Source organism: Mesorhizobium sp. WSM3879 (assembly GCF_002294915.1).
Taxonomy (GTDB): Bacteria; Pseudomonadota; Alphaproteobacteria; order Rhizobiales; family Rhizobiaceae; genus Mesorhizobium.
Window position 1 is genome coordinate 375741 of the sequence record NZ_NSFZ01000005.1, and the last position, 15170, is coordinate 390910.

14 protein-coding genes are annotated in these 15170 nt (G+C 64.6%); 13 read left to right on the forward strand and 1 reads right to left on the reverse strand.

Annotated features, from left to right (window positions below; translation table 11 throughout):
* Window position 1 precedes the first annotated feature (1 nt).
* Entirely contained in the window at window positions 2-376 is a 375-nt protein-coding gene (gene uraH / locus CK218_RS14715; RefSeq protein ID WP_066995957.1) for a hydroxyisourate hydrolase, read from the reverse strand.
* A gap of 176 nt (window positions 377-552) precedes the next feature.
* Here uraH and puuE point away from each other — a divergent pair, with 176 nt between their 5' ends.
* The 13 genes from puuE (at window position 553) to CK218_RS14780 (ending at window position 15086) form a co-directional block, all read left to right on the forward strand.
* Window positions 553-1977, forward strand: a complete 1425-nt coding sequence (gene puuE / locus CK218_RS14720) for an allantoinase PuuE (RefSeq protein ID WP_095828167.1) — start codon at window positions 553-555, stop codon at window positions 1975-1977.
* Between the two features lie 25 nt (window positions 1978-2002).
* Window positions 2003-2848 (forward strand): bifunctional allantoicase/(S)-ureidoglycine aminohydrolase, encoded by an 846-nt coding sequence (locus tag CK218_RS14725; protein WP_245435035.1) that lies wholly within the window; start codon window positions 2003-2005, stop codon window positions 2846-2848.
* Window positions 2845-3336 carry an ureidoglycolate lyase gene (locus CK218_RS14730; RefSeq protein WP_095828169.1) on the forward strand — a complete coding sequence of 164 codons (492 nt, stop codon included), beginning with the start codon at window positions 2845-2847 and terminating at the stop codon, window positions 3334-3336. The genes CK218_RS14725 and CK218_RS14730 overlap by 4 nt, the downstream gene beginning before the upstream one ends.
* A 19-nt stretch (window positions 3337-3355) precedes the next feature.
* Window positions 3356-3949, forward strand: coding sequence for a nucleoside deaminase (locus tag CK218_RS14735; protein ID WP_095828170.1), 594 nt, complete (start codon window positions 3356-3358; stop codon window positions 3947-3949).
* Window positions 3950-4032: 83 nt separating this feature from the next.
* A complete protein-coding gene (locus CK218_RS14740; protein ID WP_095828171.1) occupies window positions 4033-6018 on the forward strand; it encodes a CocE/NonD family hydrolase in 1986 nt (661 codons plus the stop codon).
* Between the two features lie 149 nt (window positions 6019-6167).
* The gene (locus CK218_RS14745; RefSeq protein WP_095776969.1) at window positions 6168-7754 is read left to right on the forward strand and encodes an ABC transporter substrate-binding protein; all 1587 of its coding nucleotides are present in this window, start codon (window positions 6168-6170) and stop codon (window positions 7752-7754) included.
* A 17-nt stretch (window positions 7755-7771) separates the two neighbouring features.
* Window positions 7772-8731, forward strand: a complete 960-nt coding sequence (locus CK218_RS14750) for an ABC transporter permease (protein WP_067324105.1) — start codon at window positions 7772-7774, stop codon at window positions 8729-8731.
* Between the two features lie 11 nt (window positions 8732-8742).
* The gene (locus CK218_RS14755; RefSeq protein WP_066995982.1) at window positions 8743-9570 is read left to right on the forward strand and encodes an ABC transporter permease; all 828 of its coding nucleotides are present in this window, start codon (window positions 8743-8745) and stop codon (window positions 9568-9570) included.
* The gene (locus tag CK218_RS14760) at window positions 9570-11225 is read left to right on the forward strand and encodes an ABC transporter ATP-binding protein (RefSeq protein WP_067324103.1); all 1656 of its coding nucleotides are present in this window, start codon (window positions 9570-9572) and stop codon (window positions 11223-11225) included. The genes CK218_RS14755 and CK218_RS14760 overlap by 1 nt, the downstream gene beginning before the upstream one ends.
* A gap of 90 nt (window positions 11226-11315) precedes the next feature.
* On the forward strand, window positions 11316-12155 hold the full coding sequence (locus CK218_RS14765; protein WP_095828172.1) for an alkaline phosphatase family protein: 840 nt from the start codon (window positions 11316-11318) through the stop codon (window positions 12153-12155).
* Between the two features lie 270 nt (window positions 12156-12425).
* On the forward strand, window positions 12426-12992 hold the full coding sequence (locus CK218_RS14770) for a sigma-70 family RNA polymerase sigma factor (protein ID WP_066995992.1): 567 nt from the start codon (window positions 12426-12428) through the stop codon (window positions 12990-12992).
* Complete coding sequence (locus tag CK218_RS14775; protein ID WP_095828223.1) at window positions 12989-13657, forward strand: anti-sigma factor; 669 nt, start codon at window positions 12989-12991, stop codon at window positions 13655-13657. Before CK218_RS14770 ends, CK218_RS14775 begins: the two co-directional genes overlap by 4 nt.
* Window positions 13647-15086, forward strand: a complete 1440-nt coding sequence (locus tag CK218_RS14780; RefSeq protein ID WP_095828173.1) for a S8 family serine peptidase — start codon at window positions 13647-13649, stop codon at window positions 15084-15086. Before CK218_RS14775 ends, CK218_RS14780 begins: the two co-directional genes overlap by 11 nt.
* Window positions 15087-15170: the final 84 nt, after the last annotated feature.

The window sequence follows — 15170 nt, forward strand, 5'->3', positions numbered from 1 at the left end:
CTCAGCTCCCGCGATAGGTCGAGTAGCCGTAGGGTGAGATCAAGAGCGGCACATGATAATGCCGCTCCTCCGCCATGCCGAAGCGGATCGGCACGGTGTCGAGGAAAGCCGGCTCCGGCAGGCTGGCGCCCTGCCCGCGCAGATAATCGCCGGCAGCGAAGACCAGCTCGTACTCGCCGGTGCGGAAGTCGGCGCCGGCAAGTAACGGCGCGTCGCAGCGGCCGTCATCATTGGTGGTGACGGTCTTCAAATGCGTGCGGGCCTGGCCTTCGAGGCGGAAAAGCCCGATCGAAAGGCCCTTTGCCGGCCTGCCGGTCGCGGTATCGAGGACATGGGTCGTCAGACGCCCGCCATCGGCTTTCGACGTTTCTGCCACTGGCCGCCTCCCATCCCAAGTAGTCGAACGTTTTCAGGTCAATTGTGCGCCAATTAAAGGCGATGCATAAGCCCCGGTCGAGCGGAGTGCGGCAAAAAGCACTTTCAAAAATTTTCGGGGGAATGCACGAGCACTCCTTTCGATATCTTCATCTCAACATTCGGGCAGGAGCGATCATGCGTTACGAACGGGACATGCGCGGTTACGGAGCCAATCCGCCGGACCCGAAATGGCCCGGCGGCGCCTATGTCGCGGTGCAGTTCGTCGTCAATTACGAGGAAGGCGGCGAGAACTGCGTGCTGCACGGCGACAAGGCTTCCGAAGCCTTCCTATCCGAGATTGTCGGCGCCGCCCCCTGGCTCGGCCAGCGCCATTGGAACATGGAATCGATCTATGAATACGGCGCCCGCGCCGGCTTCTGGCGGCTCTACCGGCTGTTCACGCAAGCTGAGGTGCCGGTGACCTGCTACGGCGTCGCCACGGCGCTGGCACGCTCCCCCGATCAGGTCGCGGCGATGCAGGAGGCCGGCTGGGAGATCGCCTCGCACGGGCTGAAATGGATCGACTACCGCGACCATAGCGCGGAGGACGAGCGACGCGACCTCGAAGAGACGATCCGTCTGCATTACGAAGTGACCGGCGCGCGGCCGACCGGCTGGTACACCGGCCGCACTTCGGTCAACACGGTGCGACTCGTCGCCGAGGAAGGCGGCTTCGATTACGTCTCCGACACCTATGACGACGAATTGCCCTACTGGTTCGACCGGGATGGTTTGGAGAAGCCGCAGCTCATCATCCCCTATACGCTCGACGCCAACGACATGCGCTTCGCCACGCCGCAGGGCTTCAATTCGGGCGACCAGTTCTTCGCCTATCTGAAGGACAGTTTCGACACGCTCTATGCGGAGGGCAAGGCGGGGCGGCCGCGCATGATGAATATCGGCCTGCATTGCCGGCTGGTCGGCCGTCCGGGCCGCGTGGCGGCGCTGAAGCGCTTCGTCGACTATGTGAAGTCGCATGACAGGGTGTGGCTGACCCGGCGCATCGATATCGCAAAACACTGGCGCGAGACGCACCCCTACCAGGCGCCGGCGCTGCGCCCGTCTCGGATGGAATTCGAGGAATTCGTGCATGCCTTCGGCGGGGTGTTCGAGCATTCGCCGTGGATCGCCGAGCGGGCCTACGAGCTGGAGCTCGGCCCGGCCCATGACAGCGCCGGCGGCCTGCACAACGCGCTCTGCCGCGTCTTCCGCGCGGCGACCGAGGCCGAGCGGCTTTCCGTGCTCAACGCCCATCCCGACCTTGCCGGTAAGCTGGCGGCGGCCAAGCGGCTGACGGCGGAATCAGCCAAAGAACAGGCCTCCGCCGGGCTCGACGCGCTGACCGACAAGGAGCGCGAGCTGTTTTCGAAGCTCAACGCCGCCTATGTCACGACCTTCGGCTTTCCCTTCATCATCGCGGTCAAGGGCAAGACCAAGGACCAGATCCTGGCGGAGTTCGAGGCGCGCATCGGCAACAGCCGCAGCAATGAATTCGACACCGCCTGCAAACAAGTCGAGCGCATCGCGCTGCTTCGGCTCAAAGACATGCTTCCAAAATAGGCTTCAACACATGGACAGGATGAACATGGCCGAGCGAACCTATTACGCGCCGCATGGCGGCCATCCCGGTCAGCACGAGCTGTTGACCGGCCGCGCCGTCTTCACCGAAGCCTATGCGGTGATCCCCAAGGGCGTGATGCAGGACATCGTCACCAGCCCGCTGCCGTTCTGGGACAAGACAAGGGCCTGGATCATCGCAAGACCGCTTTCGGGCTTCGCCGAGACCTTTTCGCAGTACATCGTCGAGGTCCTGCCCGGCGGCGGCAGCGACCGGCCTGAGCTTGACCCCGAAGCCGAGGGCGTGCTGTTCGTGGTCGAGGGCGAGCTTACGGTCTCGCTTGCCGGCAAGAACCATGTGCTTCGCCCAGGCGGCTTCGCCTTCCTGCCGCCGGGCAGCGGCTGGACGGTGCGCAATGAGAGCAGCGGTGCGGTCCGCTTCCACTGGGTCCGCAAGGCCTATGAGGCGGTCGACGGCCTCGACGTTCCGGAAGCCTTCTTCAGCAGCGACCAGGAGGTCGAGCCGAGCCCGATGCCCGGCACGGGAGGCCACTGGGCGACGACGCGCTTCGTCGACCCGGCCGACATGCGCCACGATATGCATGTCACCATCGTCACGCTCAAACCCGGCGCGGTCATCCCCTTCGCCGAGACCCATGTCATGGAGCATGGCCTCTATGTACTCGAAGGCAAGGCAGTCTATCGCCTCAATCAGGACTGGGTCGAGGTCGAGGCCGGCGACTTCATGTGGCTGCGCGCCTTTTGCCCGCAGGCCTGCTACGCCGGCGGTCCCGGGAATTTCCGCTACCTGCTCTACAAGGACGTCAACCGGCACGCCAAGCTTGGCGGCGCCCTTGGGGCTCGCGCGCGATGACCCAAATCGTGGCCCAGCCGCTGACACGCGAAAACTTCGCGCCGTTTGGCGACGTGATCGATATGGGCGGCGAGAACCGCTACCCGATCAATGGAGGCAAGGCGATGCGCTACCACGATCTCGCCACCGCCGAGGCCACCGGGCCGGATGCCAAGGTGCTGATCTCGATGGTGCGCGGCACCCCCTACGAGATGCCGCTGAAACTGACCATGGTCGAGCGCCATCCGCTCGGCAGCCAAGCCTTTATTCCGCTGTCGCCGCGGCCCTTTCTGGTTGTCGTCTGTCATGACACTCAGGACGGCCCAGGCGAGCCGCACGCGTTCATCACCGCGCCCGGGCAGGGCATCAACTACCGGCGCAACCTCTGGCACGGCGTGCTGACGCCGATCGGCGAGGAACAGGACTTCCTCATCGTCGACCGCGGCGGCGACGGCGCCAACCTCGAAGAGTGCCATTTCTCGCACCCTTACGAGATCCATCTTCCCTGAAAGCTGCCAGTTTTTCCCGATGACAGACATTTCGCTGATCGACCGCCTGCTCGACATTATCGAGCACGATATCGTGCCGAAGACCGCTGAAGGCGTTGCCCGTGGCAACAAACTCTTCGGCGCCGCCATCCTGCGGAAAGACGACCGCTCGCTGGTGCTCGCCGAAACCAACAACGAAATCGAAAATCCGCTCTGGCATGGCGAGATGCACTGCCTGAAGCGATTTTACGAAATGCCCAGGGCCCAGCGCGTCGACACCAGGGATGCGCTGTTCCTGGCCACGCACGAGCCCTGCTCGCTGTGCCTGTCGGCGATCACCTGGACCGGCTTCGACAATTTCTACTACCTCTTCAGCCACGAGGACTCGCGCGACAGCTTCGCCATCCCGCATGACCTGAAGATCCTGAAGGAGGTCTTCACACTCGATCCCGGCGGCTACAACGCCGAGAACGCCTATTGGAAGAGCTTTTCCATACGCCGGCTGGTGCGCGCTTTGCCCGAGGCGGAACGCAGGCGGCTGGAGGCGCGCATTGCCAAGATCTCCGCACGCTATGACGCGCTGTCCGGTACATACCAGGCGAGCAAGGCCGACAACGACATTCCGCTGAACTGACGCTTTGAACTGACGCTTATTGACCAGCCGATTTCGCCGGCTGGCCCACGACGCCTCGGCGACGGTTCCATCATGTGCCTTGCATGAAAACCGTCACAGAATTCCCTCGCAAGGTCGTCGAATTTCCCGATATGGGCATCGTCATGCCGGATGGCTGCCGGCTGTCGGCGCGTATATGGATGCCTGAGGATGCCGGCGACAACCCGGTGCCGGCGGTCCTCGAGCATTTGCCCTACCGCAAGCGCGACGGCACCATCTTCCGCGATCAGCTGACGCATCCCTATTTCGCCGGACACGGCTATGCCTCGATCCGCGTCGACATGCGCGGCAACGGCGATTCCGAAGGGCTGATGGACGACGAATATTCCGAGCAGGAATTGCAGGACGCCTGCGACGTCATCGCCTGGGCGGCCGCGCAGCCCTGGTGCAACGGCAATGTCGGCATGATGGGCATATCCTGGGGCGGCTTCAATTGCCTGCAGGTCGCGGCAAAGCAGCCGCCTGCGCTGAAGGCGGTGATCAGCCTGTGCTCGACCGTCGATCGCTATGCCGACGACATCCACTACAAGGGCGGCTGTCTGCTGCTCGAGAATTTCGGCTGGGCCTCGACGATGCTCTCCTACTCATCGCGGCCGCCGGATCCGGAAATCGCCGGCGGCAACCGCTGGCGCGATCTGTGGCTGAGCCGGCTGGAGAACCAGGCTTTTCTCGCGCCGCTATGGCTCAGCCACCAGCATCGCGATGCCTACTGGAAACGCGGCTCGATCTGCGAGGACTTTTCGGCCGTTAAGGCGGCAGTGCTGTCGATCGGCGGTTGGCATGACGGCTACCGCAACACGATCTCCAATCTCGTCACCAACATCCAGGCGCCGGTGAAGGGCATCGTCGGCCCCTGGATCCACAAATATCCGCATTACGCGGCACCCAATCCGGCCATCGGCTTCCTGCAGGAGGCGCTGCGCTGGTGGGACCGCTGGCTGAAGGGCGCGGCGACCGGCGTCGAGGCCGACCCGGACTACCGCGCCTATGTGATGGACAGCGTGCGTCCGGCCCGCTGGCATCCCGAACGGCCAGGCCGCTGGATTGCGGAACAGCAATGGCCCTCGCCCAACATCAAGATCAAGGCAACCGGGCTCATTCCCGAGGGCGCCGGGCCGGCAATCGTCGCCTCGCCGCAAAGTTGCGGGCTTGCGGGCGGCGAGTATTTTCCCTTCACCTTCGGTCCGGAACTGCCGGGCGACCAGCGCCCCGACGACGCGCTTTCGGTATGCTTCGACCAGGTCGAACTCGAGGAGGCGATCGACATCGTCGGCGCGCCGGAAGTCGAAGTACGGGTCGCCTCGGACCGCCGCCAGGCCAACATCGCGGTGCGTCTCTGTGACGTGCATCCGGACGGCGCCTCGGAGCTGATCTCCTATGGCGTGCTCAACCTCACCCACCGCAACTCGCACGAGTTCCCGGAAGCGCTGGTGCCAGGCGAGACGGTCTCGGCACGCGTCGTGCTCGACCAGTGCGCCTATCGGGTGCCGGCCGGCCACCGGCTGCGGGTCGCCGTCTCGACCGCCTACTGGCCGATGATCTGGCCCTCGCCGGAGCCCGCGACGCTCGAACTGTCGGCAGCGATGCTCAAGCTGCCGCTGCGCCCGCCGGCGACGGCCGACGAGGTGTCGTTCCCCGAACCGGAAGGCGCTACGCCTTGGGCGACCGAGACGATCAGGCCCACCAATTCCGAACGGCATATCCACCGCAACGAAAAGACCGGCGTCGTCACGCTTGCCGTAACGGACGATTTCGGCGAGGTGCGCGACCTGGAGCACGGGCTGGTCCACGGCAGCATGGTCAGGGAGACATGGGCGATCCAACCCGACGATCCGCTGTCGGCGACGGGCAGCACGCATTGGACGCAGACATTGTCGCGAAATGAATGGTCGGTGCGGACCGAGACCTTCGCCGAGATGCGCTCGGACGCGCAAGACTTCATCCTCAGCGCCAGAATCGAGGCCTATGAGGGCGAAAAACTTGTGTTCGAGCGCGATTTCAAACAGACGATTCCCCGCGCTCTCGTGTGAGCGCTGACAAGATTGGTCCAAATGCGACGCGCCATTTACGCCACGGCATGTCGCATTCGGTCTTGCTTACAGCTTTCCGTTGCGCTCATTATCCCTCACAAGAACAAGAACCGACCACATGGTCGTACCATCAGAGTGAGGAACCCGTAATGACAAACGAACTCGACTATCTCAGCCGGCGCGTCGCTGCCGGAAAGCTCAGCCGCCGCGACTTCCTTGGCCGCGCCGCCGCGCTCGGCGTCACCGCGCCCTTCGCCAACTCGCTGCTTTCGAGCGCTGCCCGGGCTGCCGGCCCCGTCAAGGGCGGCACGTTGAAGGCCGGCCTGGTCGGCGGTGAATCCACCAACAGTCTCGACCCCGCGCTGATGATGACCCAGGTGCCCTTCGCCTTCGGCAAGTGCTGGGGCGAAATGATCGTCGAGCTGTCGCCCGACGGCAAGCTCGAGAACCGCATCGCCGAGGAAATCGGCTCTTCCGACGACGCCAAGGTCTGGACGCTGAAGATCCGCGACGGCATCGAATTCCACAACGGCAAGACGGTGACCGCCCAGGACGTGGCAGCCACGCTCGAGCGCCATTCGGACGAGAAGTCGAAGTCCGGCGCGCTCGGCTACATGAAGGGCATCGAGACCATCAAGGCCAACGGCAAGGAAGTGGTGCTGACCCTGAAGGAAGCCAACGCCGACCTTCCCTATCTGCTCAGCGACTATCACCTGATCGTCCAGCCGAATGGCGGCAAGGACAAACCCGATGCCGGCATCAGCGCCGGCCCTTACAAGGTCAAGGTCAACGAGCCCGGCGTGCGCCATGTCGGCGAACGCTTCGCCAACTACTGGCAGGGCGACAAGATGGGCCATGCCGACCAGGTCGAAGTCGTCGTCATCAACGACGCGACGGCGCGCACGGCGGCCCTGCAGGGCGGTCAGGTCAACATGATCAACCGCGTCGAGCCGAAGATCGTCGACCTGATCAAGCGCGTGCGGGGCGTCACCATCCGCAACCACTCCGGTCCCGGCCACTACGTGTTCATCATGCATTGCAACACGGCGCCGTTCGACAACAACGACCTCAGGATGGCGCTGAAGCTGGCGATCAACCGCGAAGAGATGCTGAACAAGGTGCTGCGCGGCTACGGCTCGCTCGGCAACGACTTCCCGATCAACGCCTCCTATCCGCTGTTCACCGAGATCGAGCAGCGCAAATACGATCCCGACAAGGCCAAGTTCCACTACAAGAAGTCGGGTCACGACGGCGCCGTGCTGCTCAGGACGTCGGACGTCGCCTTCCCCGGCGCGGTTGATGCCGCGCAGCTCTATCAGCAGAGCGCGGCCAAGGCCGGCATCAAGCTGGAAATCAAACGCGAACCCGGCGACGGCTACTGGAACGAAGTCTGGAACAAGCAGCCCTTCTGCGCCTCCTATTGGGGCGGCCGCTCGACGCAGGACCAAATGTACTCGACCGCCTACCTGTCGAGCGCCGACTGGAACGACACGCGGTTCAAGCGGCCGGACTTCGACAAGATGGTGCTGGCGGCGCGCGCCGAGCTCGACGAGGCCAAGCGCAAGCAGATGTACCATGACATGGCTGTGATGGTGCGTGACGAGGGCGGCTTGATCCTGCCGATGTTCAACCAGTTCATCGACGCAACTGGTCCCAAGGTCGGTGGCTGGGTGGACGATCCGCATCAGGAGCTGATGAACGGCTACGCCTTGGCGAAGTGCTGGATGGAAGCCTAAGGTCCGGCCTTGCGGAGATGTCCTCACCCGTCGTGAAACTGGTGGCCCAGCGCGTTGCGCTGGGCATCCTCCTTCTGCTGGCCGTTTCGGTCCTGATCTTCGCCGGCACGCAGATCCTGCCCGGCGACGTCGCCCAAGCCATCCTCGGACAATCGGCGACGCCGGAGTCGCTCGCCAATCTGCGCGAACAGCTCGGGCTCAATCAGCCTGCCTATATCCGCTACTTCCACTGGCTGGGCGGCGTGCTCACCGGCGATCTCGGCACTGCCATGTCGAGCGGCCAGGACATAGCGACATCGATCAAGGAACGGCTGTGGAACACCTTGTTCCTGGCCTTCTGGGCGGCAATCGTGGCCATTCCGCTGGCGATCACGCTTGGCCTGATCGCGGTGCGCTACCGCAATGGCTGGGTCGACAAGATGATCTCCGGGGTGGCGCTCGCCTCGACTTCGTTCCCGGAATTCTTCATCGGCTACCTGCTGGTCTTCTACTTCGCGGTCGAGCATCAATGGTTCCCCGCCATCTCGACCGTCTATGACGGAATGTCGTTAGGCGAGCGCTTGCAGGCGATCGCGCTGCCGGCGGCGGCGCTGACGCTGGTGGTGCTGGCCCACATGATGCGCATGACGCGAGCGGCGATCCTCAACGTCATGCAATCGGCCTATGTCGAGACGGCGGAGCTCAAGGGGCTCTCGGCTTTCGCGGTCATCCGCAAGCATGCCTTCCCGAACGCGATCGCGCCGATCATCAATGTCGTCATGCTGAACCTCGCCTATCTGGTGGTCGGCGTCGTCGTGGTCGAGGTGATTTTCGTCTATCCGGGCATGGGGCAATATCTCGTCGACCACGTCACCAAGCGCGACGTTCCCGTCGTCCAGGCGGTCGGCCTGATCTTTGCGGCTGTCTATATCGCCCTCAACATCATCGCGGACATTGCGGCGATCGTCGCCAATCCGCGGCTCAGGCATCCGAAGTAGGGGGCGCCGGTATGCTAGATATCAGACGCACTCCTGTCGCGGCGCTGATCGGCATTGTGCTGACGACGCTGTTCGTGCTGGCCGCGGTCTTGGCGCCATGGATCGCCCCTCACGGCAATGCCGAGATCGTCAGCGACGTCCCTTGGGAACCGATGTCATCGGTGCACCTGTTGGGCACCGACAATCTCGGCCGCGATCTCCTGTCCCGCATGATCTATGGCGCCCGCATCACGCTGTTCATCGCCGTGCTGGCCACCGCGCTGTCCTTTTCGCTCGGCGCCATTCTGGGCTTCTCGGCGGCGGTGTTCGGCGGCTGGTTCGACACGATGCTGTCGCGCCTCGTCGACCTGCTGATGTCGATCCCGACGCTGATCATGGGCCTGGTCGTCCTGTCGGTGCTGCCGTCCAACCTGGTGACGTTGATCCTGGTGATGGGCATCCTCGATTCGACCCGTGTCTACCGCTTGTCGCGCGCGGTGGCGGTCGACATCAACGTCATGGACTATGTCGAGGCCGCGAAACTGCGCGGCGAAGGCAGCGGCTGGATCATTTTCCGCGAGATTCTGCCGAACGCGCTGTCGCCCCTGGTCTCGGAACTCGGTCTGCGCTTCATCTATGCGGTGCTTTTCCTGTCGACGCTCTCCTTCCTCGGCCTCGGCGTGCAGCCGCCGGACGCCGACTGGGGCGGCATGGTGAAGGAGAACAAGGACGGCATCGTCTTCGGCATCCCGGCGGCGCTCATCCCGGCGGCGGCGATCGCGGCTCTGGCGATCTCGGTCAACCTTGTCGCCGACTGGGTACTCAACCGCACGACCAGCCTGAAGGGAGGGCGCGGGTGATGGCTGACAGCAAAGCAAACTCCGGCCGACTCCTCGACATCCGCAATCTGCGCATCGAGGCGACCGTCTACCCGCCCGGCGAGGCGCCGAAGACCATCACCCTTGTCCATGATGTCTCGCTGACGCTGGAGAAGGGCAAGGTGCTCGGCTTGATCGGCGAATCCGGCGCCGGCAAGTCGACGATCGGCCTGTCCTCCATGGGCTATGGCCGGGGCGGCGTGCGCATTACGGGCGGCGAGGTGATCCTCAACGGCCGCGACATACTGAAGGGCGGCAAGGAGGGCTTGCGCAAGCTGCGCGGCCGCGAAGTGTGCTATGTCGCCCAGTCGGCGGCGGCGGCCTTCAATCCGGCGCACCGGCTGATGGACCAGGTGGTGGAGGCGACGCTTCTGCACGGCACGGCAACCCGGGCCGAGGCCGAGAAGCGAGCCGTCGCGCTGTTCAAGAAGCTCAGCCTGCCCAATCCGGAAACGATCGGTGAGCGCTTCCCGCACCAGGTCTCCGGCGGCCAGTTGCAGCGCGTCATGACGGCGATGGCGCTTTGCTCCGAGCCCGACCTGATCGTCTTCGACGAGCCGACCACGGCGCTCGACGTGACGACGCAGATCGACGTGCTGGCGGCGATCAAGGACGCAATCCGCGATACCCATGTGGCGGCCTTATACATCACCCACGACCTCGCCGTGGTGGCGCAGGTAGCGGACGAGATCATGGTGCTGCGCCATGGCCGGCTGGTCGAATGGGGCGGTACTCGCCAGATCATCAAGGAGCCGCGCCAGGAATACACCAACGCGCTGGTCTCGGTGCATGAGATCGAGCACAACGAACAGCAGCCCGGCACCACACCGATGCTCTCGGTGAAGAACGTGACGGCCGCCTATGGCGGCGGTCTCGTCAAGGTGCTGAAGAACGTCTCGGTCGACATCTACCCGGGCCAGACGCTGGCCGTCGTCGGCGAGAGCGGTTCCGGCAAATCGACGCTGGCGCGCGCCATCACGGGCCTCCTGCCGCCCGAGCAGGGCAGCGTCTTCTTCGACGGCCGAACGCTTGGCAACAGGCTCGCCGACCGGCCGAAGGAGGATCTGCGCCAGTTGCAGATGATCTACCAGATGGCCGATGTGGCGATGAACCCGCGCCAGACCGTGGGAACGATCATCGGCCGGCCGCTCGAGTTCTATTTCGGCATAAGAGGCCGCGAGCGCGACAAGCGCGTCGCCGAGCTGCTCGACCAGATCGAGATGGGCAAGGGCTTCATCGACCGCTATCCGGCCGAGCTTTCGGGCGGCCAGAAGCAGCGCGTCTGCATCGCCCGTTCGCTGGCCGCCAAGCCGAAGCTGATCATCTGCGATGAGGTGACCTCGGCGCTCGATCCGCTGGTCGCCCACGGCATCCTCAAGCTGCTGCTCAACCTGCAGCAGATCGAGAAAGTGGCCTATCTCTTCATCACCCACGACCTCGCGACAGTGAAGTCGATCGCCGATTCGATCGCGGTCATGTATCGCGGCGAGGTCGTCCGCTACGGCTCCAAGAGCAAGGTGCTGGCGCCGCCCTTCGATGCCTATACCGACCTTCTATTGTCCTCCGTCCCCGAAATGGAGATCGGCTGGCTGGAGAAGGCGATCGCCGGCCGGCGCATGGAAAGCGCCGGCAACTAAGCTGGCTTGCTCTTCTCTGTGCTTCTGGGACTTGGCCGGGTCGGTCAAGCCCTCGATGCTGATCCTCCCGCAAGACCGCATGGAATTGCCGTGGCGCTTAAATCCAAATTGCTGCTCATCATCCTTGACGGCGTGCCCTACCGGAACTGGCGCCGGCTCATGGGCAATCTCGAAGGCTGGGTACAATCGGGTGAGGCGCAAGTGTGGAGAATGCGCTCCGTGCTGCCGTCAACATCGGCCTGCTGCTACGCCTCGATCCATACCGGGGTCACGCCGCAGGTTCATGGCATCCTCTCCAACGAGAACCGGTTCCGGGTCAGGCAGCCCGATATCTTCTCGGAGGTCAGCAAGGCGGGCGGCAGAACCGGGGCGGTGACGCATTCCTACTGGTCGGAGTTCTTCCGCTCCTATCCATTCGATCTCGTCGAGGACATGGAATTCGACGAGCCTGGCGGGCCGATCACGCATGGCCGCTTCCACACCATGACCGGCTACAATCTCAAGAACCAGATGACGCCGAGCGATGTCGACCTGTTCGCGACATTGACCATGCTCACCCGCCGCCTCGGCATCGACTACGGCATCCTGCACAGCTGCACGCTGGACTCGATGGGCCATCGCTTCGGCCACGACTGCCACGAGATGGATCATGCCTGCTACGCGATGGACGGTATGCTCGCCGCCTTCCTGCCCGGCTGGCGCGAAGCCGGCTATGAAGTCATCGTCACCGCCGATCACGGCCAGACGGACCGCGGCCATCACGGCGGGCATGACGGCGAGATGCAGGATTTCGCGCTCTACTATTTCGGGCCGGCGAAGGGTCCAGAAGCCGACGCGCTGCTCGACCAGCTGCAGCTCGCGCCGACGGTGCTGAGCCGGCTCGGCGTGGAGGTGCCGGCGACGATGAAGGGGAAGGTGTTTTTGATTTAGCTCCCCTTTCTCCCCTTGTGGGAGAAGGTGTCGCCAAAGGCGACGGATGACGGTGTTCCAGTGAACGCCAACGTCTCACTCCGCTGGAACACCCCTCAACCGTCTCGGCGCTCCGCGCCGATCTACCTTCTCCCACAAGGGGAGAAGGGGGCGCCACCTCTGGCAACGCTCATCTTCTTCGGCTAGCTTCCGAAAATTCCTTGGCGGAGGATGAACCTTTTTGGACCGACCAGCGACAGAGCCACGAGGAGCCAGGCGGCTCGACCGGCCATGAACGCGGCGACCGAAACCGATCGCGCGCTTGTAGACCGGGTCGCGAAGGGCGACCGGGCCGCCGTGCGGCTCCTGTTCATGCGTCACCACGCGCGGATCTACCGTTTCGTGGCGCGCCAGACGGGATCGGAAATGATGGCCGACGATATCACCAACGAGGTCTTTCTTGAGTTGTGGCGCCAGGCGCCAGGCTTCGAAGGCCGCTCCGAAGTCTCGACCTGGCTGCTCGGCATCGCCCGCTTCAAGGCGCTGTCCTTGCTGCGCAAGAAGAAGGAAGACTGGATCGACGACGATGCCGCGGCGCAGGTTCCCGACAGCGCCGACACGCCGGAAGTCGTCACCATGAAAGAGGACAAGGCCGCCGCCTTGCGCCGCTTTGTCGATGCCTTGCCGGAGGAACACCGCACGGTGGTCGACCTTGCCTATTACCATGGCCAGTCGGTGACCGAGATCGGCGAGGTGCTCAACATCCCGGTCGCCACCGTCAAGACCAGGATGTTCTACGCCCGCAAGAAACTCGGCGAGGCCCTCAAGGCCGCCGGTTACGACAGGGGGTGGCCATGAGCGCCGCTGAAAAGATGTCGCGCCGCGACGAGATGGAGACGTTGCTGCCGTTCTACCTCAACGGTTCGCTGGAAGGCGCCGAACTCGAAGCCGTCGAGGAATGGCTGGCCTCCGATCCTGCGGCGATGGCCGCGCTCGGCGAGGCGGAGGCCGAATTCTCTGGCACCGCCGCCGCCAACGAGGCGATCCGACCGCCGGCCGACGCGCTCTCGCGCTTTGCAAGGGCGCTCGACGCCGAGGCCGGTCCGGCGCGCGCGCCCGCCGGCCAGTCATGGCTGGCGAAGGTCTTCGGCCGGGTCACGGCGATCCCCTCGGGCGTCGCCTGGACGGCGGCCGCGGCGCTGCTTGCGCTGGTCGTGGCGCAGTCTTTCGAGCGGCCGGGCGGCAAGGGCAACGACTTTGAAATCGCCGGCGCTCAGGATGATCTGGCGAACCTGCCCTTCGCCCTGGTCAAGTTCAAGCCGGATGCCAAGATGTCGGACATCGCCGCCTTCCTTGGCCAGAACGGGCTGAAGATCGCCGGCGGGCCGACCGCCGACGATGTGTTTCACGTGACGATCCCGGCCAGCACGGCGGCCGACTACGACAAGCTGGTCGGCCTTATTGCCGCCCAGCCTTTCGCGGAAGCTGTGGCGCAGGGAAGGAAACCGGTCGATGGCGGCTAAGGCGGTCGTTCTTCATGCGGCAATGCTGGCGGCGACATTTGTAGGCGCTCCCGCCGTTGCGCAGACCAACGATCCGAACCTCTCGCAAAAGCAGATCGACTGCCTCAACCGCACGACGGCGGCCGGCGCTGACTGCGAGGACGGCGCCAAGAATGGCGGCGGGAAATCCGGCGCGGGCAATGCCGCCGGCGGCGCTGTGTTCCTGCCGGCGCTGATCGTCGACCTGTTCCCGAATCCGCCTGCACGGCCGACGCCTGCGCCAACGCAGCCGGCGCCTCCAAAGAGTCCAACAAGCACAGCGGCGCCCGCTCCGCCGCCAAGCGGCCCCATCACACCGCCTACCGGGCTCAATCTCGCCGCGCCGCCGCGTGCGGTCAGTGGCGAGTTCGTGCCCGACGAGGTGCTGGTGACGGTCGCCGGCGATGCCGGCGCGGTGCAGCAGATCGCCACCACCTTGGGCCTGCAGGTGCGCTCGCAGCGCCAGTCGCGGCTGCTCGGCACAACGCTGGTACGCTACGGCATTCCGGACGGACGGCCGGTCGGCGTCGTGCTGGCGCAGCTTGCCGCCGACGGGCGCACGCAACGGCGTGAGCCCAACCACGTCTATTCGCTGCAACAGGCCGCCGGCATCGTGAACTATGCCTTCGAGCGCATCGCGCTCGATTCGAAACAGGCGAGCGGCGAGAACGTGCGCGTTGCCGTCATCGACACCGGCATCGACGACGCCAACCCAGCGCTGAAAGGCGTGATCGCCGGCCAGTTCGACGCCATGCCGAACGTGCCGATCAAAAAGCGCGACCACGGCACCTCCGTCGACGGGCTGATCGCCGGCGTCGGCGCGCTGGAAGGCATGGCGCCGGGCGCCAAGATCTATCACGCACGGGCCTTCGAGGGCGGCAAGTCGAGTATGGATGTCATCCTGTCGGCGCTCGACTGGGCGGCGGAACAGGACGTGCGCATCATCAATATGAGCTTCGTCGGGCCGAAGAACGACCTCCTCGGCACCGCCTGCCGCAATGCGCGCGCGCTCGGCATGGTGCTGGTCGCAGCGGCCGGCAACAACGGGCCGAAAGCGCCTTACGGCTATCCGGCAGCCTTCGACGGGGTCATCGCGGTCACCGCGACCGACGCCAAGGACGGGCTGATGCCGCAAGCCAATCGCGGCGCCTATGTCTTCCTCTCGGCGCCGGGCGTTGAGATGGTTGCGCCGAGCGGCACCGGCTCGGACGTGGTGACCGGCACCTCCTTCGCCGCCGCGATCGTCTCAGGCGCGATCGCCAACCTGATCCATGCCGCGCCCGACCGCTCGGCCGATGAGATCGAGAAGGCGCTGGCGGCCACGGCCAAGGATCTCGGCCCGAAGGGGCGGGACAATGACTTCGGCTATGGGCTGTTGGATATCAAGGCGGCCGCAGCGGCGAAGGAGTGAGTCTCGTGTTTGAGGCTCATGCCCGATGCTTTTCTGTTGCAACTCAATCAATTGGCTATCGCAAATGACCGCGATGAGCGGAGT

Bases quoted from the DNA above. Each gene is read 5' to 3' on its own strand.
- CK218_RS14740 (WP_095828171.1), top strand. From the start codon at position 4,033: ATGAAAACCGTCACAGAATTCCCTCGCAAGGTCGTCGAATTTCCCGAT.
- puuE (WP_095828167.1), top strand. From the start codon at position 553: ATGCGTTACGAACGGGACATGCGCGGTTACGGAGCCAATCCGCCGGAC.
- CK218_RS14760 (WP_067324103.1), top strand. From the start codon at position 9,570: ATGGCTGACAGCAAAGCAAACTCCGGCCGACTCCTCGACATCCGCAAT.
- CK218_RS14745 (WP_095776969.1), top strand. From the start codon at position 6,168: ATGACAAACGAACTCGACTATCTCAGCCGGCGCGTCGCTGCCGGAAAG.
- CK218_RS14780 (WP_095828173.1), top strand. From the start codon at position 13,647: ATGGCGGCTAAGGCGGTCGTTCTTCATGCGGCAATGCTGGCGGCGACA.
- CK218_RS14735 (WP_095828170.1), top strand. From the start codon at position 3,356: ATGACAGACATTTCGCTGATCGACCGCCTGCTCGACATTATCGAGCAC.
- CK218_RS14725 (WP_245435035.1), top strand. From the start codon at position 2,003: ATGGCCGAGCGAACCTATTACGCGCCGCATGGCGGCCATCCCGGTCAG.
- CK218_RS14770 (WP_066995992.1), top strand. From the start codon at position 12,426: ATGAACGCGGCGACCGAAACCGATCGCGCGCTTGTAGACCGGGTCGCG.
- CK218_RS14730 (WP_095828169.1), top strand. From the start codon at position 2,845: ATGACCCAAATCGTGGCCCAGCCGCTGACACGCGAAAACTTCGCGCCG.
- CK218_RS14755 (WP_066995982.1), top strand. From the start codon at position 8,743: ATGCTAGATATCAGACGCACTCCTGTCGCGGCGCTGATCGGCATTGTG.
- CK218_RS14750 (WP_067324105.1), top strand. From the start codon at position 7,772: ATGTCCTCACCCGTCGTGAAACTGGTGGCCCAGCGCGTTGCGCTGGGC.
- CK218_RS14775 (WP_095828223.1), top strand. From the start codon at position 12,989: ATGAGCGCCGCTGAAAAGATGTCGCGCCGCGACGAGATGGAGACGTTG.